The 21,310-nt window shown below is 74.9% G+C and carries 24 protein-coding genes; 15 read left to right on the top strand and 9 right to left on the bottom strand.

The window, feature by feature from the left end:
- Positions 1 to 162 precede the first annotated feature (162 nt).
- The 3 genes from hpf (at position 163) to secA (ending at position 5,057) form a co-directional block, all read left to right on the top strand.
- Positions 163 to 867, top strand: coding sequence for a ribosome hibernation-promoting factor, HPF/YfiA family (gene hpf / locus MA879_RS08720; RefSeq protein ID WP_248125226.1), 705 nt, complete (start codon positions 163 to 165; stop codon positions 865 to 867).
- Positions 868 to 870: 3 nt separating this feature from the next.
- A complete protein-coding gene (locus MA879_RS08715; RefSeq protein ID WP_248125224.1) occupies positions 871 to 2,220 on the top strand; it encodes a winged helix-turn-helix domain-containing protein in 1,350 nt (449 codons plus the stop codon).
- A 98-nt stretch (positions 2,221 to 2,318) separates the two neighbouring features.
- Positions 2,319 to 5,057 carry a preprotein translocase subunit SecA gene (secA, locus tag MA879_RS08710; RefSeq protein ID WP_248125222.1) on the top strand — a complete coding sequence of 913 codons (2,739 nt, stop codon included), beginning with the start codon at positions 2,319 to 2,321 and terminating at the stop codon, positions 5,055 to 5,057.
- 85 nt (positions 5,058 to 5,142) lie between these two features.
- Here secA and MA879_RS08705 read toward each other — a convergent pair whose 3' ends face one another.
- Both MA879_RS08705 and MA879_RS08700 read right to left on the bottom strand, forming a co-directional pair.
- Positions 5,143 to 5,634 (bottom strand): Rv3235 family protein, encoded by a 492-nt coding sequence (locus tag MA879_RS08705; protein WP_248125216.1) that lies wholly within the window; start codon positions 5,632 to 5,634, stop codon positions 5,143 to 5,145.
- Between the two features lie 113 nt (positions 5,635 to 5,747).
- Positions 5,748 to 6,527, bottom strand: coding sequence for a LysM peptidoglycan-binding domain-containing protein (locus MA879_RS08700; RefSeq protein WP_248125215.1), 780 nt, complete (start codon positions 6,525 to 6,527; stop codon positions 5,748 to 5,750).
- Between the two features lie 164 nt (positions 6,528 to 6,691).
- Here MA879_RS08700 and MA879_RS08695 point away from each other — a divergent pair, with 164 nt between their 5' ends.
- Positions 6,692 to 7,252: a hypothetical protein gene (locus MA879_RS08695; RefSeq protein WP_248125214.1), complete on the top strand. Its 561-nt coding sequence runs from the start codon at positions 6,692 to 6,694 to the stop codon at positions 7,250 to 7,252.
- A 12-nt stretch (positions 7,253 to 7,264) separates the two neighbouring features.
- Here MA879_RS08695 and MA879_RS08690 read toward each other — a convergent pair whose 3' ends face one another.
- Entirely contained in the window at positions 7,265 to 7,492 is a 228-nt protein-coding gene (locus tag MA879_RS08690) for a helix-turn-helix domain-containing protein (protein WP_248125213.1), read from the bottom strand.
- Between the two features lie 223 nt (positions 7,493 to 7,715).
- Here MA879_RS08690 and MA879_RS08685 point away from each other — a divergent pair, with 223 nt between their 5' ends.
- From MA879_RS08685 to MA879_RS08675, 3 genes are read left to right on the top strand one after another with little or no spacing between them, the layout of a single operon-like run.
- Positions 7,716 to 8,363 (top strand): SAF domain-containing protein, encoded by a 648-nt coding sequence (locus MA879_RS08685; RefSeq protein ID WP_248125207.1) that lies wholly within the window; start codon positions 7,716 to 7,718, stop codon positions 8,361 to 8,363.
- A gap of 2 nt (positions 8,364 to 8,365) precedes the next feature.
- Entirely contained in the window at positions 8,366 to 10,000 is a 1,635-nt protein-coding gene (locus MA879_RS08680; RefSeq protein WP_248125204.1) for a CpaE/TadZ family protein, read from the top strand.
- Complete coding sequence (locus MA879_RS08675; RefSeq protein WP_248125202.1) at positions 9,970 to 11,472, top strand: sensor histidine kinase; 1,503 nt, start codon at positions 9,970 to 9,972, stop codon at positions 11,470 to 11,472. The genes MA879_RS08680 and MA879_RS08675 overlap by 31 nt, the downstream gene beginning before the upstream one ends.
- Positions 11,473 to 11,495: 23 nt before the next feature.
- Here MA879_RS08675 and MA879_RS08670 read toward each other — a convergent pair whose 3' ends face one another.
- Entirely contained in the window at positions 11,496 to 11,744 is a 249-nt protein-coding gene (locus MA879_RS08670; RefSeq protein ID WP_248125200.1) for a WhiB family transcriptional regulator, read from the bottom strand.
- Between the two features lie 372 nt (positions 11,745 to 12,116).
- Between MA879_RS08670 and MA879_RS08665 the strand changes: the two genes are divergently transcribed.
- Positions 12,117 to 12,554 (top strand): hypothetical protein, encoded by a 438-nt coding sequence (locus tag MA879_RS08665; RefSeq protein WP_248125193.1) that lies wholly within the window; start codon positions 12,117 to 12,119, stop codon positions 12,552 to 12,554.
- Positions 12,555 to 12,573: 19 nt separating this feature from the next.
- On the opposite strand, the gene MA879_RS08660 is transcribed toward MA879_RS08665, so the two are convergent.
- Entirely contained in the window at positions 12,574 to 12,942 is a 369-nt protein-coding gene (locus MA879_RS08660) for a DUF1844 domain-containing protein (protein ID WP_248125192.1), read from the bottom strand.
- Between the two features lie 254 nt (positions 12,943 to 13,196).
- Here MA879_RS08660 and infC point away from each other — a divergent pair, with 254 nt between their 5' ends.
- The 4 genes from infC to MA879_RS08640 all read left to right on the top strand — a co-directional run bounded on the left by infC (position 13,197) and on the right by MA879_RS08640 (position 16,107).
- Complete coding sequence (gene infC / locus MA879_RS08655; protein WP_248125191.1) at positions 13,197 to 14,264, top strand: translation initiation factor IF-3; 1,068 nt, start codon at positions 13,197 to 13,199, stop codon at positions 14,262 to 14,264.
- Between the two features lie 123 nt (positions 14,265 to 14,387).
- Positions 14,388 to 14,582 (top strand): 50S ribosomal protein L35, encoded by a 195-nt coding sequence (gene rpmI, locus MA879_RS08650; protein ID WP_135029525.1) that lies wholly within the window; start codon positions 14,388 to 14,390, stop codon positions 14,580 to 14,582.
- A gap of 90 nt (positions 14,583 to 14,672) precedes the next feature.
- Positions 14,673 to 15,059, top strand: coding sequence for a 50S ribosomal protein L20 (gene rplT / locus MA879_RS08645; protein ID WP_248125190.1), 387 nt, complete (start codon positions 14,673 to 14,675; stop codon positions 15,057 to 15,059).
- 142 nt (positions 15,060 to 15,201) lie between these two features.
- A complete protein-coding gene (locus MA879_RS08640) occupies positions 15,202 to 16,107 on the top strand; it encodes a TrmH family RNA methyltransferase (protein WP_248125189.1) in 906 nt (301 codons plus the stop codon).
- 122 nt (positions 16,108 to 16,229) lie between these two features.
- Here MA879_RS08640 and MA879_RS08635 read toward each other — a convergent pair whose 3' ends face one another.
- The gene (locus MA879_RS08635; protein WP_248125188.1) at positions 16,230 to 16,502 is read right to left on the bottom strand and encodes a GlsB/YeaQ/YmgE family stress response membrane protein; all 273 of its coding nucleotides are present in this window, start codon (positions 16,500 to 16,502) and stop codon (positions 16,230 to 16,232) included.
- Between the two features lie 92 nt (positions 16,503 to 16,594).
- Entirely contained in the window at positions 16,595 to 17,821 is a 1,227-nt protein-coding gene (locus MA879_RS08630) for an MFS transporter (RefSeq protein ID WP_248125187.1), read from the bottom strand.
- A gap of 57 nt (positions 17,822 to 17,878) precedes the next feature.
- Here MA879_RS08630 and MA879_RS08625 point away from each other — a divergent pair, with 57 nt between their 5' ends.
- Both MA879_RS08625 and MA879_RS08620 read left to right on the top strand, forming a co-directional pair.
- Positions 17,879 to 18,346, top strand: coding sequence for a (deoxy)nucleoside triphosphate pyrophosphohydrolase (locus tag MA879_RS08625; RefSeq protein ID WP_248125183.1), 468 nt, complete (start codon positions 17,879 to 17,881; stop codon positions 18,344 to 18,346).
- 190 nt (positions 18,347 to 18,536) lie between these two features.
- Entirely contained in the window at positions 18,537 to 19,184 is a 648-nt protein-coding gene (locus MA879_RS08620; RefSeq protein ID WP_248125182.1) for a pyroglutamyl-peptidase I, read from the top strand.
- Positions 19,185 to 19,205: 21 nt separating this feature from the next.
- Here the strand turns inward: MA879_RS08620 and MA879_RS08615 are convergent, their stop codons facing one another.
- Both MA879_RS08615 and MA879_RS08610 read right to left on the bottom strand, forming a co-directional pair.
- A complete protein-coding gene (locus MA879_RS08615; protein WP_248125181.1) occupies positions 19,206 to 19,691 on the bottom strand; it encodes a hypothetical protein in 486 nt (161 codons plus the stop codon).
- A complete protein-coding gene (locus MA879_RS08610; RefSeq protein WP_248125180.1) occupies positions 19,688 to 20,086 on the bottom strand; it encodes a CHY zinc finger protein in 399 nt (132 codons plus the stop codon). Before MA879_RS08610 ends, MA879_RS08615 begins: the two co-directional genes overlap by 4 nt.
- A gap of 140 nt (positions 20,087 to 20,226) precedes the next feature.
- On the opposite strand from MA879_RS08610, the gene pheS reads away from it, so the two are divergent.
- Complete coding sequence (gene pheS, locus MA879_RS08605; RefSeq protein WP_248125179.1) at positions 20,227 to 21,303, top strand: phenylalanine--tRNA ligase subunit alpha; 1,077 nt, start codon at positions 20,227 to 20,229, stop codon at positions 21,301 to 21,303.
- The last annotated feature ends 7 nt before the right edge of the window (positions 21,304 to 21,310 follow it).

The following is a 21,310-nucleotide window of genomic DNA, read 5'->3' as shown; positions in this document are numbered from 1 at the left end:
TGCCGGGCACGGAGCACGCGCCAGCTGCTCCCGTCCCGCCGACGGCCGGAAGGAGGATCGCCCCCTCTCACCCGGACCGCCCGCGCGGCGGCCCCGAGGACGGGGGTCGCGACCTCCCGGCCCGCACGCGGGGCCCGAGTGAGTCGGATTCAGGAGGACACCATGACTCTGGACGTCAGCTACATCGCCCGAGGCCTCACCCTCACGGACCGCTTCCGTGGCCACGTGGAGGAGCGCCGGGAACGGATCGAGCAGCTTGCGGAGGGGGCCGACACCCTCGAGGTCAAGGTCACCAAGGCCTCGCACCACCGCCACTCGGAGGAGACCGTGCGCGTGGAGCTCACCGTGCGCGGCGCCCGCGAGGTGGTGCGCTCCGAGGCGGACGCAGACGACAAGCTCGCGGCGTTCGACGCGGCCTCGGCGCGCCTGGCCGAGCGGCTGCGCCGCTTGCGGGACCGCCGCAAGGACCGCCGCCACGGCAAGGGGACGTCGAGCTCGCGCGGCGTCGCCGAGGTGGCGTTCGTCCCGCCGCTGCCCGCGACCGGCCAGGAGCTCGAGGTCGAGGCCCAGGAGGCCGCCGGTGTCCCGGCCAGCGGCACCCCCGTGAGCATCCGGGCCAAGTCCTTCCCCGCCACCCCCATGACGGTGGAGCAGGCCGTGGACGCCATGGAGCTCGTGGGCCACGACTTCTACCTCTTCCAGGACGCGGAGACGGCCACCCCGTCCGTGGTGTACCGCCGCCGCGGCTGGAGCTACGGCGTCCTCACCCTCGACCCGGACCTGCCGGCGGACTACGTTGACTCGGCAGACGGCGGGGAGCGTCCGTACCGTGCGGAGGCCGACGCGGAGGCCGACGCGGATGCGTGAGTCGTGAGCGGCACGTCCGCGCGCGGCGGGGCGGCGTCGTCCGGGGAACCCCCGGGCGGTGCCGCCCCCGTGTGGTCCGCTTCGCGCGCCCGACGGGTCGTGCTCGCCGCTCAGGGGCTGGCCGGCCCCCGGCCGGCCGCCTCGGCGCGGCGGGTGCGGTCCGTGATGGAACGCCTGGGCGTCGTGCAGATCGACTCGGTGGACGTCCTCGCGCGCGCCCACCTCATGCCCTTCCACGCCCGCCTCGAGGGCGTGGACCCGGCCGACGTCGACCGGCTCGTCTCAGCCCGCCCCCACCGGTTCACGGAGGCGTGGGCGCATGAGGCGTCGATCGTCCCCGCCGAGCGGCGGTCCGCGCTCGTGGCCCTGCAGTCGCGCACGTGGCCGCTGGCCGCGGACCTGCCGGAGGACGAGCTGCGGGTGGCCCGCCAGCAGGTCCTGGCCCTGCTGGCCCGCCATGGACCGCTGACGGCCCGGGAGGTCGGGGCCCGGGGCGTGGACGCGGGAGCGCGTGCCCCGGGCTGGGGGTGGAACTGGTCGCGCGGCAAGCGCGTGCTGGAGCACCTGTTCGCCACCGGGGAGGTGGCGGTCGCCGGACGCACCGGCTCCTTCGAGCGGCGTTACGCGCTGCCCTCCCTGCTGTGGTCCCAGGGGCACGGCGGGCTGGCGCCGGTCCCGGCGGATCCGAGCGCCGCAGGCGACCCCGCGCTGACCGCGGCGCTCCCGCTGACCGCCGCCGCGGTGCGCGCCCTCGGGGTGGCGTCGACGGTGGCCGTGGCCGACTACCACCGGCTGCCCGTCACCCTCACGGCCTGGGCCCTGGCGGTGCTGCGAGACCGGGGGGAGGCCGCGCCCGTGCGGGTGCGGCTGGGTCCCGGCCGGCCGGTGGAGGCCTGGGCCGACCCACGGGCGCGCACACCGCGCACGGCCGAGGCCGTGGCGCTCGTGAACCCGTTCGACCCGCTCGTGTTCCACCGGCCCCGGGTCGAGCGGCTGTTCGGAGTGCGGTACCGGATCGGCATCTACACCCCGGCCGCCCGCCGTGACCGCGGCTACTACCCCCTGCTGCTCCTGCAGGGAGAGCGGCTCACGGCACAGGCCGATCTCAAGGCGGACCGCCGCGCGGACCCGCCCGTCCTGCGGGTGCGCGGCGCCTGGTCTGAGGACCCGGCCGCGGTGCCCGGCCCTCGGGACGCCGCACCGGCGGTGGAGGGGGTGGCCGACGCGCTGGCGGCAGAGCTGCGCCGCCTCGCGCACTGGGCCGGGCTGGCCGACGTCGTGGTGGACGAGCACGCTCCCGGGGACCTCGTGGGGACCGTGCGTGCGCACCTGCGCGACGACGGCCCCAGGTGACCGGACCGTAGACTGTGCGGACGACCGCGTACCGGACCGGGCGGCCGCCGTCGTGCGCGACCTGAGCCCGGGCCTCACCGCAAGGGAGCAGAGAACCAGTGCCTTCGATCATCGACCGCGTCCTGAAGATCTCGGACAACCGCGTCCTGAACCGCATGCGGGGCACGGTGGACGCCGTGAACCTCCTCGAAGAGGACTTCCGCGCGCTCTCCGACGCCGAGCTGCGCGCGGAGACGGACACGCTCCGAGCCCGGGCCGCCGAGGGGGAGTCGCTGGACCTGCTGCTGCCCGAGGCGTTCGCGGCGGTCCGCGAGGCGGCCGGTCGCACCCTCGGCCAGCGCCACTACGACGTGCAGCTGCTCGGCGGGATCGCCCTGCACCGGGGCAACATCGCGGAGATGAAGACCGGCGAGGGCAAGACGCTGGTGGCCACCGCGCCCGCCTATCTCAATGCGCTGTCCGGCCAAGGCGTCCACGTGGTCACCACGAACGACTTCCTGGCCTCCTACCAGGCCGAGCTCATGGGACGCGTCTACCGGTTCCTGGGGATGGAGACCGGCGTGATCGTCTCGGGCCAGGACCCGGCCACGCGCCGTGCCCAGTACGCCGCGGACATCACCTACGGGACCAACAACGAGTTCGGCTTCGACTTCCTCCGGGACAACATGGCCTGGTCCCTCGACGAGCTCGTCCAGCACGGCCACCACTATGCGATCGTGGACGAGGTGGATTCAATCCTCATCGACGAGGCGCGCACCCCGCTGATCATCTCGGGGCCCGCGCAGGGCGCCACGAGCCGCTGGTACAGCGAGTTCGCCCGCCTCGTGCGGAAGCTGGACAAGGGCACCGACTACGAGGTGGACGAGAAGAAGCGCACCGTGGGCGTGCTCGAGCCCGGGATCGAGAAGGTCGAGGACCACCTGGGCATCGCGAACCTGTACGAGGCGCAGAACACCACCCTCATCCAGTACCTGAACAACGCGGTGAAGGCCAAGGAGCTGTTCCTGCGGGACAAGGACTACGTGGTCCTCGGGGGCGAGGTGCAGATCGTCGACGAGCACACCGGCCGCGTCCTGAAGGGCCGGAGGTACAACGAGGGGCTGCACCAGGCCATCGAGGCCAAGGAGGGCGTCGAGGTCAAGCCGGAGAACCAGACCCTGGCCACCGTCACCCTGCAGAACTACTTCCGCGGCTACGAGAAGCTCTCCGGCATGACCGGCACCGCCGAGACCGAGGCGGCGGAGTTCACGTCCACCTACGGCCTCGGCGTGGTCGTGATCCCGCCGAACAAGCCGAAGCGCCGGGTCGATCGCAACGACCTCGTCTACAAGAACGAGAAGGTCAAGTTCGACGCCGTGGTCGCGGATATCGCCGAGCGGCACGCCACGGGTCAGCCCGTCCTCGTGGGCACCACGTCCGTGGAGAAGTCCGAGTACCTCTCGACCCTGCTGTCCAGGGCCGGCATCCGCCACGAGGTCCTCAACGCCAAGAACCATGCGCGCGAGGCCGCAATCGTGGCGCAGGCGGGCCGGTCGGGCGCCGTCACCGTGGCCACGAACATGGCCGGCCGCGGAACGGACATCATGCTCGGCGGCAACGCCGAGTTCACCGCCGTGGCGCGCATGCAGGAGCTGGGGCTCGACGCGGCGCAGGACCCGGAGGCCTACGAGGCCCGCTGGCCCGAGGTGCTGGCCCAGGCCGAGGCGGCCGTGATCGACGACCGGGAGCGGGTGCGCGAGGCGGGCGGCCTCTACGTGCTGGGCACCGAGCGCCACGACTCCCGGCGCATCGACAACCAGCTGCGCGGCCGCTCCGGGCGCCAGGGCGATCCGGGCGAGTCCCGCTTCTACCTGTCCCTGACGGATGACCTGATGCGCAACTTCAACCCCGGCGCGGCCCAGCGGATCATGAACTCCGCCGCCATCCCGGACGACATGGCCCTCGAGTTCAAGATGGTCTCCTCGGCCATCCAGAACGCCCAGTCGCAGGTGGAGGGCCGCAACGCCGAGCAGCGCAAGAACGTCCTCAAGTACGACGACGTCATGAACCGTCAGCGCGAGGCCATCTACGCGGACCGCCGCTCCATCCTCGAGGGGGAGAACCTCGGGGAGAAGGTGCGCGGGTTCGTGGCGGAGGCCGTGGGCGCCGTCGTGGACGCCCACACCGAGGAGGGCGGTCCCACCGAGTGGGACCTCGACCAGCTGTGGGCCGATCTGCGGGACATCTACCCCGTGGGCATCACCCCGGAGGACGTGGTGACGGAGGCCGGGGGGCGAGGGCGTCTGAAGGCCGCGGACCTGCGCCGCGAGCTCGTGTCCGACGCGCTGCTGGCCTATGACGACCGCGAGGAGCAGGTCGGGGCGGAGAACCTCCGGGAGGCCGAGCGCCGCGTGGTGCTGTCCATGGTGGGCCGGAAGTGGCAGGAGCACCTCTACGAGATGGACTACCTCAAGGAGGGCATCGGCCTGCGGGCGATGGCTCAGCGCGAGCCGCTCGTGGAGTACCAGCGTGAGGGCTACACGATGTTCCAGGCGATGCTCGCGGCGATCCGCGAGGAGTCCGTGCGCACCCTGTTCCGCGCCCAGATCGCCGCCGCTCCGGCGCCCACGCAGCTGCCCGGCGTGAAGGACGCGCGGGCGGCGACGATGGCTCCCCAGATCTCGATCGAGGGCGTGGACACCCCGCGCCAGCCGGCGCAGCTCCGCCTGATCGGCCCGTCCGAGGACGGGGACGCGGTGGAGGCGAAGGCCGTCACCGGCGACGGACGCACGGTCGACGCGGGGACCAACCGCGCCTCTCGGCGTCGCCAGGCCCGGCAGGAGCGCCGCCAGGACTGACCGGTCCCGCGGAGCGACCACAGGCCCGGGCGGCCACGCGAGGACGCGGCCGCCCGGGCCTGTGGCGTCGGTGGCGGACCGGGAGTCAGCCGACCTCGACGGCCGTCACCTTCCAGCGGCTCAGGCGCCGCTCGATGCGCAGCGCCAGCGCCCTGGCCCGTCCGCCCACGACCACGGTGGCGCTGGCCTCGACGCGTCCGGGAGCCACCTCGCAGACCCGTGCCCCGGCGGGCCGAGGGGCCGCGCCGAGGGGCGGGCGGGTGCCGGTGCGGTCGAGCAGGTCCACCCGACGGCTCATCTTCTCGAAGGCCTCCGGGTCGAGCCACCCGGCCAGGTCGCGGACCGGGCGCCGCCCCGACTCCGTCTCCACGACCGCCACCGCGACGACGGCCGCCAGCGAGCGCACCCGTCGCAGCTCCTCCCGGTCCTGTTCGCGGTCCGCGCGACGCAGCAGGTCCGTGGCGCGCGGCAGGGCGGCGGTGCGTCGGGCCGTGCCGTGCAGGAGCGCGGCTCCCTCGGAGGGGCGGGCCGTCGGGCGGGCGTGCGGGCGGGCGGGGGCAGGGGCGGGAGCGGTCATGGCGTCCTCCTGGTGGTGTGCGTGGGAAGCGGGCGATGCGGGGGAGACGGCGACGGGGTCGGCGTGCGGGTGAGCGCCGGTGGGGGATGCCCCGGCGACCCGTGGGGCGGGGCTCATGGGGCCGTGGGCCCGGAGTCGGGCACGTCATGCGGGGAGAAGACGGGCGCCGTGAGGACGGTGCCGGGCAGGAGCAGGTGCGGGTCCGGACCGATCGCGTCCGCGTTCTCGCGGTGCCAGTCCCGCCACCGGCGGTCCACCTCCCGTGGCGTGGCGTCGGGTCCGAGCTCTCGTGCGGCGATGTCCCAGAGGCAGTCGCCGGAGCGGACCGTCACGGTGGGGCGCTCCGCGGTGGGGCGGCCGGTCGGGGCCGCGCCGGGGGGCGGCGTCTGGGGGGATCGCGGCGTCCACGCCGCACTGGGCGGGCGGTGCGCTCCCGCACGGTCCGCGGCGTCCACCGGGGTGGCCGCAGCGGCGGCGGACCAGGACGCGTCGATCGGGCCGTGCCGGAGGGGCCCGGTGTCGGCGAGGGCCGCCGGCGCCGCGATCAGGTGAGCGCCGAGCACGGCGGCCCCGACCCGCTGCAGCATGCGCGGGGTCAGCCGCAGGCCGATACGCTCCCATCCCGTCCGCCCGGTCCGTCGCCCCGCCGCCTGGAGCACGAGGCCGAGCAGGCCCACGGCCCACCAGGCCAGGAGGAGCAGTCCGGCGATCCCCGCCAGCAGGGCCAGGAGTCGCAGTACGACGGCCTCCGGGGTGGTGGGAGCGCTCCGGGACAGGCTCGTGGACGCGGCCAAGAGTGCCGGGCCCGCCACGGCGAGCAGGGCGGCTGCGGCGAGGTCGGGCGACGTCGCCCGGTCTGGCCGGGACTGCGGGTGTGACGTGGCTGCGGACATGATCCCCTCCGATCGTCGTCCGGACGGCTCCTGAGCCGCCCTGGAATGGTGTCCTGCCCAGTGAAGCGGAAGGCTCGTCTCGTTGTCAATGGTGCCTTTTGATGCGTTTTGATGAAGTTACGCGATCGGGGAGTTCTGCACGGGACGCGCCCTAGGCTGTGCACATGCGATGGGATGGACTCTTCGACGACCTGGAGGCCCAGTGGGCGGAGCTCGATCGCCGGGCACTCGTGGCCGAGGCGGCGGAGCTGACACGGGGGGAGTGGTCGCGGCTGGGCCTGGCCGACCGGCTCCGGGGCGGGATCGGTCGGCCGACGCGCCTGCACCTGATCTGGGGGGAGCACCGGGACGTGCTCCTCGAGTCGGTGGGCGAGGGGTGGATCGGCGGCATGACCGAGGCGGGCGACGGACTCGTGGTCCCGCTCGCCTCCCTCGCGGCCGTCGAGGGGGACCTGGGGTCGGCCACCGAGGCCTCGGACCGGCCCTCCGCTCGGGTGCCTTTCGCGGCCGCCCTCCGCCGCCTGGCGCGGGCGCGAGCGGCGGTCCGGCTGGTGTCCCTGACCGGTGCGACGGTGGCTGAGGGCACGGTGGACCGCGTCGGAGCGGACCACCTCGACGTCGCGCGTCATCCGCGGGACGAGGGCCGTCGGCGGTCGGCGGTCCGTGGCCGCCTCACCGTGCCGTTCTCCGCTCTCGGCCTCGTCGCGGACGCCGGCGGCGCGTGAGATGCCCCCGGGTCAGCGGTCGGCGCCGACGTCCTCTCGGGTCCACTGCTCCACGCGCTCACGCGTGACGGCGCGCTGACGTTCCACGAACTCGTCCAGCCAGGACTCCTCGATCCGCCACTGGCCCCGCCCGCCGACCTGGATGGCCTGCAGGTCCCCCGTGCGCACCAGCGCCCGGACCTGGCTCACGGACACGTTCAGGACCTCGGCGACGTCGGTCAGGGTCAGAAAGCGCTGCACGGATCCTCCCGGAGATGGTGACGAGACGGTGCGGACGGGATCGTCCGCACCCCCATTGAAGCGTCCGCCGGACGGACCTGGGACACTTTTCCACACCTGGGGCGCTGATGCCCGCCGAGGGCGTCACGGATGGCTACTGTGGGGCATGCGCGGGGGCGCGGCGCTGACAGGGCGTCCGGCCCGCGCGGCCCGGCGACGGGCCCGTGCGAAGGGGGAGCCCACCATGACCGTCGACCGCGCCGCGCCCGCCGAGGGTGCCCGCCTGCGCCGCCCGCGCTGGCGCGATCCCCGCCTGCTGGTGGGACTCGTGCTCGTGCTCGCCTCGGTGGCGGGCGTCGTCGCCCTGCTCGCCGCGGCACAGCGCACGCAGACGTACTGGGTGGCCGCCCGCGACCTTGCGCCCGGCACCCCCGTGGACGCCGCGGCCTTCGTGCCCGCCGAGGCTCAGCTGGGAGACGCCGCCGGTCTGTACCTGACCGCGGATCATCCCGCCCCGGCCGGGCAGGTGGTGGGGGCCGTCGTGCGGCGGGGAGAGCTCGTCCCCGCCGGCGTGATGGCGCCCGCCGATCCGGCGCGCCGCCGTCCCGTGGGGGTGGCCCTGGCCGAGCCCCTGCCCACAGGCGTGGGCGTCGGGGACCGGGTGGACGTGTGGGCGGCCGCGCCGAAGAAGGACGGGCGCGGCCACCAGCCCCCCGAGCGGCTGGCCGCCGGCGTGGAGATCGCCGAGCGCTCAGAGGACGCGGGGGGCCTCGGCGGCACGGCCACCACGCGCCTGCAGCTCATGGCGGACGAGGAGCTGCTGCCGCGGCTGCTCGACGCCAAGACGTCCGACGCGCGGATCACCGTGGTGCCCGCCCTCGGGGAGGGCTGAGCGTGCGCGTCTCGCTCGCGGTCGTGGTTCCCGAGGGGTCCGACCTGGTCGGCGCCCTCGAGCGCGCGCAGGCGGAGATCACCGTGGTGCGGCGGGCGGCGGACCTGGCCGAGCTGATCGCGGTGGCCCGCTCCGGCCTCGTGGACGCGGTGCTCGTCGCGCAGGGGGCGGACCAGCTGGGCCGCGGTGTGCTGGAGGAGATGGCCCGTGCCCCCCGCCCCGTGGGGGTCTCGGCGATGAGCGAGGTGCGCGAGGATCGGGAGCGGCTGCGCGCCCTGGGCGTGCCATGCCTGCGGGTGGACGTCGAGCCCCTCGCGCTGGCCGCCGCGGTCCAGGAGGCGGTCCGGGCGGCCCACACCGGCCGGACCGCAGGCATGCCCGTCGATCCTGAGGACCGAGACCCCGCGGAGGTGCCCGCCGAGTCCGGGGCACCCTCGGACGCGCCCGGCCCCGACCCGGACCGTGCGTCGGGGCGTCCGCCGGCCGCCCCGGGCCTCTCGGGGGAGGCATTCGACGCCGGCGAGGACACCGGCGTCGCGGTCGTCACGGACGAGCAGCTGGCCGGGCTGTTCGCCGACCCCGCCGATCCGGTCCTGCCGGGCGGAGCGGAGCCGGACATCGCGGATCGCCCGACCGACCGTGCGGAGGAGCGCGTCCCCGCCCCGGACGACGACCCGGGAGACGGAGCCGCGGGGGAGCACGGCAGGCCGGTCCGCCCGGGGACGGCCCTGGTGGTCGTGTGGGGGCCCACCGGTGCTCCAGGACGTACCACGGTCGCCGTGAACCTGGCGGCCGAGTACGCGGTGTCCGGGCTGCGCACGCTCGTGGTCGACCTGGACACCTACGGGCCGGCGGTCGGCGTGCACCTGGGTCTCACGGAGGAGACCGCGGGCGTCGCGCGCGCCGCCCACCGGGCGGACCGCGGTCCGCTCTCCACCGAGGACCTCGTGGACGCCGCGGTGGGCGTGCGGGTGGCCGGCGGGCGGCTCGACGTGCTCACCGGGCTGACCCGTCCCGAGCGGTGGCCTGAGCTGCGCCCGTCCGCGCTGCGTCATGTCCTCACGGAGGCGCGGCACGGGTGGGACCGTGTGGTGGTGGACGTGGGCTTCAACCTGGAACAGGACGAGGAGCTCTCCTTCGACGTCCCGGCCCCGCAGCGCAACGGCGCCGCCGTGCTGGCGCTGTCCCTCGCGGACCGCGTGGTGGCCGTGGGCGGGGCGGACGCGGTCTCCCTGCCGCGTCTGCTGCGTGCTCTCGAGACGCTCCCGGAGGAGGTTCCGACGGAACGGGTCGAGGTCGTGATGAACCGTGTGCGGCCCCAGGCCTCCGGGATCTCGCCGCAGGCCCAGGTGGCCGGCGTGTGGGCTCGGTACGGACCGGACCTGCCGCTCGTGGCCCAGCTGCCGTGGGATCCGCAGGCGGCGGACCGTGCCCTGTTCGGCGGTCAGGTGCTCGCCGAGGCCGCGCCGTCCGGTCCGCTGCGCCGCGCGCTGCGGGAGCTGGCGCTGCGGGACCCCGAGGTCGCCGCGAGGGCGAGCGCGGGAGCCCAGGGCCGCGCCGGGCGACCGCGCGCCGGTGGCCGCGAGCCGCGCCGTAGGGTGATCCCATGGCCAGCACCTTCGCGTCGGACCCCCTGAGCACCCACCCGGACCTGGCGCCCGAGGACCGGGCCTGGCTGCAGATGCTGGTGGGGGACTGGCAGCTGGTGGCGGATCTCGCCCTGGCGGACCTCGTTCTCTGGCACCCCGCGCCCGCCTCCCACGCGGGCGGCGGTCACATCGCGATGGCACAGGTGCGCCCCTTCACCGCTCCCACCCTGTTCCACCGCGACATCGTGGGCTCTCGGGCTCGAGCCGACCTGCGCGCCCTGCTGGACCGGGTGTGGCGCGCGGGGCCGCCCGCGGACGGCGCGGGCCCACTCGTGGAGCCGGGCGCGTCCTTCCAGGTGCGGCTGTGGCCGGTCGTGCGGGCGGGGCGCGTGGTCGGCGTCGTCAGCGCCCACGAAGACCCCCACTCGCGGCCGGCACGCTCGGCGATCGAGGAGAACTACCTCGCCTCGGCCGGCACCATCCTGGACATGGTCCAGCACGGCCGGTGGCCCGACCCCCACGACCCTCCGGCCTACTGGATCGGCGGCACCCCGCGCGTGGGGGACGGCCTCGTGATCCTGGGTCCCGACTCGGCCGCGCGGTTCACGAGCCCGAACGCCGTCTCCGCGCTGCGGCGCCTCGGGGTGAACGCGACCGTGCCCGGGCACTCCCTCACGGAGCTGCTCGCCGGCGCCGACGCCGTGCGCCGTCCCGTCGAGGAGGGCTCCTGGGCGGTGCTCAGCGGTCAGCGCGCCGGACGGGCCGAGGTCCAGGCCCACGGGGCCACGCTCACCGTCCGCTGTGTGCCCCTCCGGGGCGCCGCGGGGTGGCGCGGCGCGCTCATGCTCCTCCGGGACGTCACCGAGCTGCGTCGACAGGAGCAGCGGCTGATGAGCAAGGACGCCACCATCCGCGAGATCCACCACCGGGTGAAGAACAATCTGCAGACGGTGGGTTCCCTGCTGCGCATGCAGGCGCGCCGTACCGGTTCTCCGGAGACCCAGCGGGCCCTGCGGCAGGCCATGCAACGGGTGGACACGATCGCCCTCGTGCACCAGACGCTCAGTGAGCAGCTCGACTCCGAGGTCTCCGTGGACGCGCTCATGGCGCGGCAGTTCCGTCTGGCCGTGGAAGTGGCCGGGGACGGCCGCCCGCTCGAGTCCGTGGTGGAGGCCGAGTTCGGGGCCCTGCCCTCGCACGTGGTCACCTCGCTCGCGCTCGCGGTCAACGAGCTCGCCACGAACGCGGTGGAGCACGGCACCGGTCCGGAGGGCGGGCGGGTCGCCCTGCGGGCACACCGCGAGCGCACCCCCGCGGGGGACGTCCTGGTGCTCTCGGTGACGGATGGGATCGGCGGCCCGGAGGACGACGGCGAGGAGTTCGTGCCCGCGCCGTCCCCCTCGGGGCTGGGGCTGAGGATCGTGCAGACCCTGGTCACCGGGGACCTGCACGGCACCCTGCGCTGGCGGCGGCTGTCCGACGGCGGCACGCGGGCGTCGGTGCGGATCCCGGTGGAGTGAGGAGCGCGGAGGGGAGGGACAGGTCAGGCGGAGCGCCGGGCGCGCGCGGCGCGGCGCTTCATGGCGCGGCGCTCGTCCTCACTCATGCCGCCCCACACGCCGGAGTCCTGGCCGGACTCCATGGCCCACTTGAGGCACGTGTCCATCACCTCGCACGTACGGCACACCGCCTTGGCCTCCTCGATCTGGAGGAGGGCGGGGCCGGTGTTGCCCACCGGGAAGAACAGCTCGGGGTCCTTGTCGAGGCAGGCGGCCTTGCTGCGCCAGTCCATGGTGATGCTCGCTTCCTGTGTCTGTTGCGGGGCTCGGGGCCGCCGGATGCTGGCCGTCGCGGCCGCGGCGGGCACGGGGGCGCGCGACGCGCCGCCGTCCCGGGATGCGGACGACCGGGTCACAATGCAACGGGGACCGCATCGGTCGAGACGGTCCCCGCGTGAAACTGATCTGTAGTGATCCTCGCACGCGCTTGTAACGTGAACAAGGGATGAATGGATCACATCATCGGTCCCTGCGTGAGTCCTTCGTCACAGTCGGAGCGTTCCGGCCGGCCGCGTAGCGTGGGCCATCGTGACCGCGGCGGCGAGTGCCCGTGACGGCCTCGACCCGCCCCTCGACCGCCCCCTGACCCGTCCGGAAGGCCGCCCATGACCCCATCGCCCGTCCGCCCGTCCGCCCCGGATCGCGGCCGCCGTCCACGCCGTCGCCTGCCCGCCGCCGTCCTGGTGGCCGCGGGTGCGCTCGCGCTCGAGGCGGCGGCCCTGCTCCTCCTCGCCGTGGACGCGGTCCTGCAGTTCGGCTCCGGCGGCCTGCCGCTCGGCGCCCGGGTCTTCCTGGTGGCGATCTACCTGATCCTGGCGGCCTGGGTCGGCGCCGCCGCGGCGGGGATGCTGCGGGGCCGGGGCTGGAGCCGGGGGGCGGCGGTGGCCGTCCAGCTGTTCGGCGCCGTCCTCGGGTGGTGGCTGGTCAGCATCGGCGCGGGGCCCCTGGGCGTGGGGCTGCTGGCGGTGTCGACGGCGGGCCTGCTCGCCGTCTTCACGCGCTCGGCGTCCACCCATCTGCGGCAGGCCGACGCCGAGGGCTGAGCTGCCCGACGCCGTCGGGTCAGTTGACCGGGCCGGTGAACTTCTCGCCCGGGCCCTTGCCCGGGCCGTCCGGGAACGGGGAGGCCTCGCGGAAGGCCAGCTGCAGGGAGCGCAGACCGTCGCGCAGCGGCCCGGCGTGCTGGCTCCCGATCTCGGGTGCCGCCGCCGTGACGAGGCCGGCGAGGGCCGTGATCAGCTTGCGGGCCTCGTCCAGGTCGACGAGCTCGCGGGCGTCCGGGCCGTCTGCCAGGCCGACCTTCACGGCGGAAGCGGTCATCAGGTGGACGGCGGTGGTGGTGATCACCTCGGCAGCGGGGACCTCGTGGATCTCCCGGATCTGGGGGGGCGCCTCGGGGGCGTCGTGGGGGTGGCGGTTCTCTGCGGTCATGGTGGTAAGCTTCTCACAGACCCCTTTCGGTCGGCGCCTCGTCGTGCAATCCGGAGGGACAGAAAGAGGAGGCCTCCTCCCACCCGCGTCAGCAGAATGCCCGGCAGCCCCGGGCCGAGTTGCCGGGTCACCGCGTGAGCGGCGGCCGTCCGGTGTCCTCGCGACACCGGCGAAGCCGGCGCCCATGGCGAAGGGTCCCGTCCCGGGACCGTTTCGAGGCCTCCCGACTGCGTGACGCAGGGGAGGCCTTCTTCATGGAGGCTGCTCCGGCCCGCGCGGGACCCCATCGTCCAGCAAACAGGAGTGGCACCATCAGCGATCCCCGCATCAACGAGCGTATTCGCGTTCCGGAGGTCCGACTCGTCGGCCCGAACGGCGAGCAGGTCGGCATCGTCCGCATCGAGGACGCCCTGCGCCTCGCCGGCGAGGCCGATCTGGACCTCGTGGAGGTGGCCCCCACGGCCAAGCCTCCGGTGTGCAAGCTCATGGACTTCGGCAAGTTCAAGTACGAGGCGGCCGTGAAGGCCCGTGAGTCGCGCAAGAAGCAGGTGAACACGGTCCTCAAGGAGGTCCGCTTCCGCCTGAAGATCGACTCGCACGACTATGAGACCAAGACCGGCCACGCCATGAAGTTCCTGAGCCAGGGTGACAAGGTCAAGGCCATCATCCAGTTCCGCGGCCGCGAGCAGCAGCGTCCCGAGCTCGGCATCCGCCTGCTCGAGAAGTTCGCCGCCGACGTGGCCGAGCTCGGCACGGTCGAATCCCAGCCGCGGCAGGACGGCCGCAACATGGTGATGGTCATCGGGCCGGTGCGCACCAAGGCCGACGCCCGCGAGGACCAGGTCAAGGACACCGCCCCTCAGCGCGAGCGCAAGGGCGGCGGTTCCCGCCGCGACCAGGCCGCGCGAGAGGCCAAGGCCGCTGCGGCGGCCAAGGCCGAGGCCAACGCCGCGCCGGTGAAGAACTCCGTGGGCGATGCCTTCCCGGAGCAGCTGCGGTCCTTCGCGGCCGAGCGTGCCGAGGAGGCCGAGCGTCGGGCCACTGCTCCGGCGGAGTCGAAGCGGGCCCCCGAGGCGCCGCAGCAGGCGGCCTCGGTGGAGAAGAAGGCCGCGCCGGTTCCCCGCCAGGCGGCTCCGAAGATCCCGGCTGCCCCCACGGCGCCCGCCCCCCAGGCCCCGGCCGCCGAGCCGACCGCGGCCCCCACCTCCGCGCCGAAGCCCGCGGCGGCCCCCAAGCCGACCCCGGTGCCGAAGCCGATGCCCGCCCCGCCCAAGCCGGCCACCCCCCGCAAGGGGGCGCCGAAGCCCGGCCAGCGCGGCTGAACCACCCCGGCGCGCACCGCGCGTCGGGTCCCAGACCGGCTCGCCCCGCACGGGGCGGGCGCGAACAGCACTGACCTGCGTCCGACGGGCGCGGGCAGCTGACCACGAAGGAGAACGGCTGCCATGCCGAAGATGAAGACCCACAGCGGCGCCAAGAAGCGCTTCCGCGTGACCGGCTCCGGCAAGATCATGCGCCAGCAGGCCAACCGTCGCCACTACCTGGAGCACAAGTCCTCTCGCCTGACGCGTCGTCTGGCCGGGGACAAGGCCGTCTCCAAGGGCAGCATCAAGACGATCAAGCGGATGCTCGGCATCTGATCCCGTCCGGCCCGCAGGGCCGGTCCCGACCTTCCTCCCGCCGCGGCCGTGTGCAGCGCCGCCGGGGACCTCACAGATTGGAGAACACACGTGGCACGTGTGAAGCGGGCGGTCAACGCCCACAAGAAGCGCCGGACGATCCTGGACCGCGCCTCGGGCTACCGCGGTCAGCGCTCGCGCCTGTACCGCAAGGCGAAGGAGCAGCTGCTCCACTCGTTCGTCTACAACTACCAGCACCGTCACAAGCGCAAGGGTGACTTCCGTCGCCTGTGGATCACCCGCATCAACGCGGCCGCCCGCGCCAACGGCATGACGTATAACCGCTTCATGCAGGGCCTGAAGCTGGCGGGCGTCGAGGTGGACCGCCGCATGCTGGCCGAGATCGCCGTCTCCGACGCCGCCACCTTCACGGCACTCGTCGAGACCGCCCGCACGGCGCTGCCGGCGGACGTCAACGCCCCGGCCGCCTCGCGCTGAGCCACCGGCCGCGCGTGAGCGCGCCGTGACCGCAGGGGGCGGGCCCGTACGGGCCCGCCCCTTCGTCGTGCCCGTGGCGACGCCGCCGCGTCACCGGGCCTCCGCCGCCCCACCTCGTCGCCCCCGACCCTGGAGGACCGCCATGCCCCGCGACACCCGTCCGTTCACACCGTCCGACGTCATGGACAACCCCCGCGCCGAGCGCGTGCGCGCCGTCGCCGCGCTGGCGGGCCGGACGGCCCGGCGTCGGTCCGAGACCTTCCTCGTCGAGGGCCCGCAGGGCTGCCGCGAGGCCCTCCGCGCCCATCTGGGGGAGGGGCCGGAGCGGGCCCGGCGGCAGTGGCGTCGTGGGCGTGTCCTGACGCAGGTGTTCGTGTCCCCCGACCTGGCTCGGCGGGACCCGGAGCTGGGGGATCTCGTGGCCCGGGCCCACGACCTCGAGGGAGAGGACCGGCTCCTTGTCCGCGAGGCCGCGGACGAGGTGCTGACGGCCATGACGGACGCGGTGACGGCCCAGGGGATCGTGGCGGTGGCGCGGATCCCCGAGCCGGTGCCGGCCGAGGAGCTCTGGCGGGACGTCCGGCTGGCCGCGGTCCTCTGCCGTGTCCAGGACCCCGGCAACGCGGGGACCGTCCTGCGCGCGGCGGACGCTGCCGGCGCCGACGTCGTGGTGCTCACGGCGGGGTCGGCCGACCCGTTCGGGCCGAAGGCGGTGCGATCCACGGCGGGGTCCCTGTTCCACCTGCCCGTGCTGACCGGGGCGGAGGTCGGCCGCACCGCGGACGACGCGCGATCCGCGGGGCTGCAGGTCTGGGCGGCGGACGGCTACGGGACGGACCGCCTCGACCGACTGGCGGGGGACGTCGTCGGCGCACCCACCACCTGGCTCTTCGGCAACGAGGCCCAGGGCCTGGACGACGCGGAGCTCGCCCTGGCCGACCGGCGGGTGGCCGTGCCCCTGTACGGTGCGGCGGAGTCCCTCAACGTGGCCACGGCGGCCACGGTGTGCCTCTACGCGTCGGCCATGGCCGCCCCGCGGCGCGGGTGACCCCGCGGCGGGGGCGCCCCCCGCGTCCGACGGCGGGACATGCGAAAGGGGCGGGACATCGGATGAACCGATGTCCCGCCCCTCTCGGTGCGGTCGGCTCCTTAAGAGGAGCCGGTCGCCGATCAGACGCGGGTGCCGCGGCGGCCGGCGATGGCCTGCCAGATGAAGGCCACGATGACGCCGCCGATGATCGCGGAGATCCAGGTGCCGAGGTCGAAGAACTGCTCGTTCACGTTGATGTCCAGGAGGGCGGAGGCGAGCCAGCCGCCCAGCAGGGCGCCGAGGATGCCGGTGACGAGGGCGCCGAGCCAGCCGGAGCCCTGGTCGCCCGGGAGAATGGCGCGAGCGATGGCACCGGCGATGAGGCCGAGGATGATCCAACCGATGAAGCCCATGGTGGTGTTCCTTTCGAGTGATGACAGGGTCGTGCCCTGAACTTACCGGGACGACGTGAGGCCTTGCAAGGGGTTTCCACGGGTGACGTCAGTCATGCGCGGCGGAGGAGCAGGATGGACAGCAGGACGCCGAGGCCGGCGATCCCGGCGCCGAGCAGGGGGGGCGCCTGCAGGGAGGCGCCTGCCCCGATGGCCGCCGCGCCGACCCAGGCGCCCATGGCATTGGCCATGTTGAGGGCCGAGTGGTTGAGCGCGCCGGCGAGCTGGGGCGCGCCGGGCGCGGCGTCCACCAGCAGGACCTGGAGGGCGGGGGCGATCCCCGATCCAGCGAGCGCCACCACCAGCATGCAGGCCAGCAGGGCGGGCCACCACGGTGCGGTGAGACCGACGCCCAGGAGCCCTGCGGCGCTGACGGCGAAGCTCAGGCGCAGCGTGGCCACGGGGTCCCGGTCCGTGAGTGCGCCGCCCACCAGCGTGCCGATCACCATGCCCGTCCCGTAGAGGGCCAGCACGGCGGGCACCCAGCGGGCCTCGAGTCCGGCCACGTCCGTCAGCAGCGGGGCGATGTAGGTGTAGAGGGCGAACATGCCGGCGAAGCCGATCACCCCGATCGACACGGTGGCCCACAGGCGGCCCGAGGCCAGGCCGCGCAGCTCGCGGGCCACCGAGGCCCCCTCCGGCGCGGGCACCCGGGGCACGAGCAGCACGGTGGCCACGATGCACGCCAGGGCGCAGCCGGCGACGATCACGAACATCCAGCGCCAGCCGGCGGCCTGGCCCAGGGCGGTGGCCGCGGGGACGCCGAGCACGTTGGCCACGGACAGGCCGGCCATCACCCAGGCGACCGCCTGGCCCCGGCGGGCGGGGCCGGCCAGGTGGGCGGCCGCGAGGGCGGCAGCGGAGAAGTACGCCCCGTGGGGCAGTCCGGAGACGAACCGGGCGGCCATCATCGTGCCCAGTGTCGGGGCCATCAGGGAGCCGGCGTGCCCCACGAGGAACAGCGCCATCAGCACGATGCTGGACGTGCGGCGGTCCACGCGGGCCAGGCCCGCGGCCAGCACGGGGGCGCCGACCACCACGCCGAGCGCGTACATGGAGATGAGGACACCGCCGGCCTGGAGGTCGACGCCGAGCTCGGCCACGGCCTCGGGCAGCAGGCCCATGATGGCGAACTCGGTGGTCCCGATCGCGAAGCTGCCCAGCGCCAGCGCGAGGATGGCCGGCAGCAGGCGCGTGCCCCGACCGTCGGTCAGCAAGGCGGCGCCGGAGGGGGAGGCGGGCAGGGGGCGGGGGTCACGGAGGGGGCTCGGCGGGGACACCGACCCAGCCTACGGAGCGCGGTGGGTCTGCCCTGCGCCCCTGACTAGGCTGGCGGCATGAGCTCCGACACACCGGCCCTCCGTGCCCCCCGCTCCGTGGTCGGGGTGGCCCTCCTGGACGCCCCGGCCGGGCCGACGTCGCTGCTCGCGGCGCGACGGTCCGCCCCCGCGGCCCTCGCGGGGCTGTGGGAGTTCCCCGGGGGGAAGGTGGAGCCGGGGGAGGAGCCGCGGGACGCGCTGGTCCGCGAGGTGCGTGAGGAGCTGGGCGTGGCGGTGCGCCTGGGCGCCGAGGTGGCCGCCGCGGACCCGGAGGGGTGGGTGCTCGCCAACGGCGCCCGGATGCGCGTGTTCTTCGGGGCGCTGGTGGCTCCGGACGCCGATCCGCGCCCGCTCCAGGACCACGACCTGCTGGCCTGGACGGCGCTCGTGCGCGAGGACCTGCATGCCCTGCGGTGGATCCCGGCCGACCGGCCGATCGTCGATGCCCTCCTGGCCCTCGTGGCGACGGGGCGCACCGGACTCTGAGCGGTCCGGTGTCCCGCGGGGCCGGGGGCGGCGACGGGCGGGTGGTCCGGCCGGCGTGCCGGACCCCGCCCACACGGCTCCGCCCCCGGCCGCGGGTTCTGCGCTTCCCATCGCAGGGCTCCATTAGAACAGGTGTTCGAACGGCCGGCAATCCCCGCGGCCACCGTGTCACCGCGCCTACCCTGGCCCCATGACCACATCCGCCCGCGTGCTGCTCACGGGGTTCGAGCCCTTCGGCGGCGACCCCCACAACCCCTCGATCGTCGCCGCCCGTGACGCCGCCGCCCTCCTCGCCCAGCGTGGGGTTCCCGCCCGCGCCGTGGAGCTGCCGTGCACCTTCGCGGGGTCCGGGCCGGCCCTGCTCGCGGCCCTCGAGGAGGCGCGGCCGGAGGTGGTCGTCGCCGTCGGGCTCGCGGGCGGGACCGAGCGGGTGCGCCTCGAGCGCGTGGCGGTCAACATCCAGGACGCCCGCATCCCGGACAACGCCGGAGCCCAGCCCGTGGACCTCCCCGTGCGCGCGGACGGGCCCGCCGCCCATCTCGGCACCCTGCCGGTCAAGCGGGCCCTGGCGCGAGTGCGCGCGGCCGGGGTGCCGGCCGAGCTGTCCCTGTCCGCCGGGACGTTCGTGTGCAATCACGTCATGTACGCGCTCCTGGACGCCCCCGGCGCCGCTCGCCGCGCCGGGTTCGTGCACGTCCCGTGGGACGAGGAGCACCGGCCGGACCCCGCGACGCCGTCGCTGCCGGCCGAGGCGCTCGCCCGGGCGGTGGCGGAGACGGCGCTCGCCGCCCTCGAGGACGACCCCGACCTCGCCGTGCCCGGCGGCGCGCTCCACTGACGCCCGGGGGCGGCGGGTCCGTCAGGCGGCCCCGCCGCCCCGGGCGGTCCGGGCCGCATCCCGCCGGTCCCCGAGGGCGGCGCGCACGCGACCCCGCCCGGGGCCCCGGCGCACGGCCCGCTGGACGTACCCGCCGCGCAGCAGCCCGGCCCCCCGCTCGAAGGGGTTGCGGGAGGCGGGATCGCCGGTGCGCCACGTCGACCACGCGGCCGCCAGCCCGTACAGGGGCAGGAACGGCACGCCGAGACACAGGGCGTACTGCGCGGCGTGCGTGCGCTCGTGCCGCCACAGCTGCTCGGTCATCTCGAGCCCCGGCCGGGTGAACACCACGTCGCCGACCGTGAACGCCGCCCCTCCCGGGAACGCATGCCGCCAGCCCTCGGCCCGCACCAGCCCGTGGGGCCCGGGGCTCAGGGGACATCCGGCGACGGCGGCGCCCGCCACCCCCAGCGGCGTGGACAGGTTCAGCAGGTTCCCCAGGCCCCGGGCCCGGTCCAGGGCGCTCACCGGGCACCGCCCGGGGCGAAGTACAGGTGGTCGTGGCGGGAGCATCCGGGGTTGAACCCGGCGCCGCACCGCGGGCACGCGGGTCGGTCCTCGGCCATGGCGGTCCGATACTCGCGCACGGTCAGCTCCGCCCGGCAGGCGCCGCACAGCACGTGCGGGGTGTCGAAACCCGCCCGCGGCACGGGGACCGCGGGGTGGCCCGCGAGCGCGTCGTGGCAGTCGCGGCACGCCCAGTAGTGCTCGCAGCAGGCGAGCCGGAGGGCGACGACGTCGAGCGCGGTGTGCCAGTGGGCGCACCGGGTCTGCGGGTCCAGGTCGACGCCGCGCACGCGCGGACCGTCGGCGGCCGCGGCGCCCGACGGCCGAGGCGGGGGAGCGGAGGAGGGGGCCGTCATGCCGCACAGCCTACGGATCCGGCGTCCACGCCGGACACTAGACTGGCCCGCAGGCCGCCGCACGTGCGGGTGAGCGCGCGCCGCGCGTCGCCCCGGTGTCGGCGGCGCCCGACGTCCCCCACCGTGAAGGTCGTTGACCCATGACATCCAGCCCCGAGTCGGGCGCGTCCGTGGACGCGCCGCAGATCTCCCCCGTGGACGCCGCCGCCGTGGACGCGGCCGTGGAGGCCGCGCTCGCCGCGTTCGCCGCCGCCGCGGACCTCGACGAGCTCAAGGCCGCGCGCCTGGCGCACACCGGCGACCGCGCCCCGCTGACGCTGGCGAACAAGTCCATCCGCACCCTGCCGAAGGACCAGAAGGCCACCGCCGGCAAGACCATGGGCGCCGCCCGCGGCCGCATCACCAAGGCCCTCGCCGCCCGTACCGAGGTCCTCGAGGCCGAGCACGCCGAGCGCATGCTCCGCGAGGAGGCCGTGGACGTCACGGCGGCCGCCGCGCGTCGCCTGACCGGCGCCCGCCACCCGCTGTCCCTGTTGCAGGAGCGCGTCTCGGACATCTTCGTGGGCATGGGCTGGGAGATCGCCGAGGGCCCCGAGCTGGAGCACGACTGGTTCAACTTCAACGCCCTGAACTTCCCGCCGGACCACCCGGCGCGGGAGATGCAGGACACCTTCTTCGTGGAGCCCCGCGAGTCCAACCTCCTGCTGCGCACCCACACCTCGCCCGTGCAGGTGCGCTCCATGCTCGAGCGCGGCGCCCCGGTGTACGTGCTCTGCCCGGGCCGCACCTTCCGCACGGACGAGCTGGACGCCACCCACACCCCGGTGTTCCACCAGTTCGAGGGCCTGGCCGTGGACCGAGGCCTCACCATGGCGGACCTGCGCGGCACCCTCGAGTCCTTCGCCCGGCAGATGTTCGGCCCCGAGGCGCGCATCCGCCTGCGTCCGAACTTCTTCCCGTTCACCGAGCCCTCGGCCGAGATGGACGTGTGGCAGCCCCAGGCCAAGGGCGGCCCGCAGTGGATCGAGTGGGGCGGCTGCGGCATGGTCCACCCGAACGTGCTGCGCTCGGCCGGCATCGACCCGGAGGAGTACTCCGGCTTCGCGTTCGGCATGGGCATCGAGCGCACGCTCATGTTCCGCAACGACGTCCCGGACATGCGGGACATGATCGAAGGCGACGTCCGCTTCTCCCAGCACTTCGGAATGGAGCTCTGATCTTCCC

Source organism: Micrococcus lacusdianchii, from assembly GCF_023155805.1.
GTDB classification, from domain to species: Bacteria; Actinomycetota; Actinomycetes; order Actinomycetales; family Micrococcaceae; genus Micrococcus; species Micrococcus lacusdianchii.
Note: the sequence above shows the minus strand (reverse complement) of the source record. Positions and strands in the feature narration are given on the sequence as shown.

Bases quoted from the DNA above. Each gene is read 5' to 3' on its own strand.
- hpf (WP_248125226.1), top strand. From the start codon at position 163: ATGACTCTGGACGTCAGCTACATCGCCCGAGGCCTCACCCTCACGGAC.
- MA879_RS08705 (WP_248125216.1), bottom strand. From the start codon at position 5,634: ATGACCGCTCCCGCCCCTGCCCCCGCCCGCCCGCACGCCCGCCCGACG.
- MA879_RS08700 (WP_248125215.1), bottom strand. From the start codon at position 6,527: ATGTCCGCAGCCACGTCACACCCGCAGTCCCGGCCAGACCGGGCGACG.
- MA879_RS08695 (WP_248125214.1), top strand. From the start codon at position 6,692: ATGCGATGGGATGGACTCTTCGACGACCTGGAGGCCCAGTGGGCGGAG.
- MA879_RS08685 (WP_248125207.1), top strand. From the start codon at position 7,716: ATGACCGTCGACCGCGCCGCGCCCGCCGAGGGTGCCCGCCTGCGCCGC.
- MA879_RS08675 (WP_248125202.1), top strand. From the start codon at position 9,970: ATGGCCAGCACCTTCGCGTCGGACCCCCTGAGCACCCACCCGGACCTG.
- MA879_RS08670 (WP_248125200.1), bottom strand. From the start codon at position 11,744: ATGGACTGGCGCAGCAAGGCCGCCTGCCTCGACAAGGACCCCGAGCTG.
- MA879_RS08665 (WP_248125193.1), top strand. From the start codon at position 12,117: ATGACCCCATCGCCCGTCCGCCCGTCCGCCCCGGATCGCGGCCGCCGT.
- MA879_RS08660 (WP_248125192.1), bottom strand. From the start codon at position 12,942: ATGACCGCAGAGAACCGCCACCCCCACGACGCCCCCGAGGCGCCCCCC.
- infC (WP_248125191.1), top strand. From the start codon at position 13,197: ATGGAGGCTGCTCCGGCCCGCGCGGGACCCCATCGTCCAGCAAACAGG.
- rpmI (WP_135029525.1), top strand. From the start codon at position 14,388: ATGCCGAAGATGAAGACCCACAGCGGCGCCAAGAAGCGCTTCCGCGTG.
- MA879_RS08640 (WP_248125189.1), top strand. From the start codon at position 15,202: ATGCCCCGCGACACCCGTCCGTTCACACCGTCCGACGTCATGGACAAC.
- MA879_RS08635 (WP_248125188.1), bottom strand. From the start codon at position 16,502: ATGGGCTTCATCGGTTGGATCATCCTCGGCCTCATCGCCGGTGCCATC.
- MA879_RS08625 (WP_248125183.1), top strand. From the start codon at position 17,879: ATGAGCTCCGACACACCGGCCCTCCGTGCCCCCCGCTCCGTGGTCGGG.
- MA879_RS08620 (WP_248125182.1), top strand. From the start codon at position 18,537: ATGACCACATCCGCCCGCGTGCTGCTCACGGGGTTCGAGCCCTTCGGC.
- MA879_RS08610 (WP_248125180.1), bottom strand. From the start codon at position 20,086: ATGACGGCCCCCTCCTCCGCTCCCCCGCCTCGGCCGTCGGGCGCCGCG.
- pheS (WP_248125179.1), top strand. From the start codon at position 20,227: ATGACATCCAGCCCCGAGTCGGGCGCGTCCGTGGACGCGCCGCAGATC.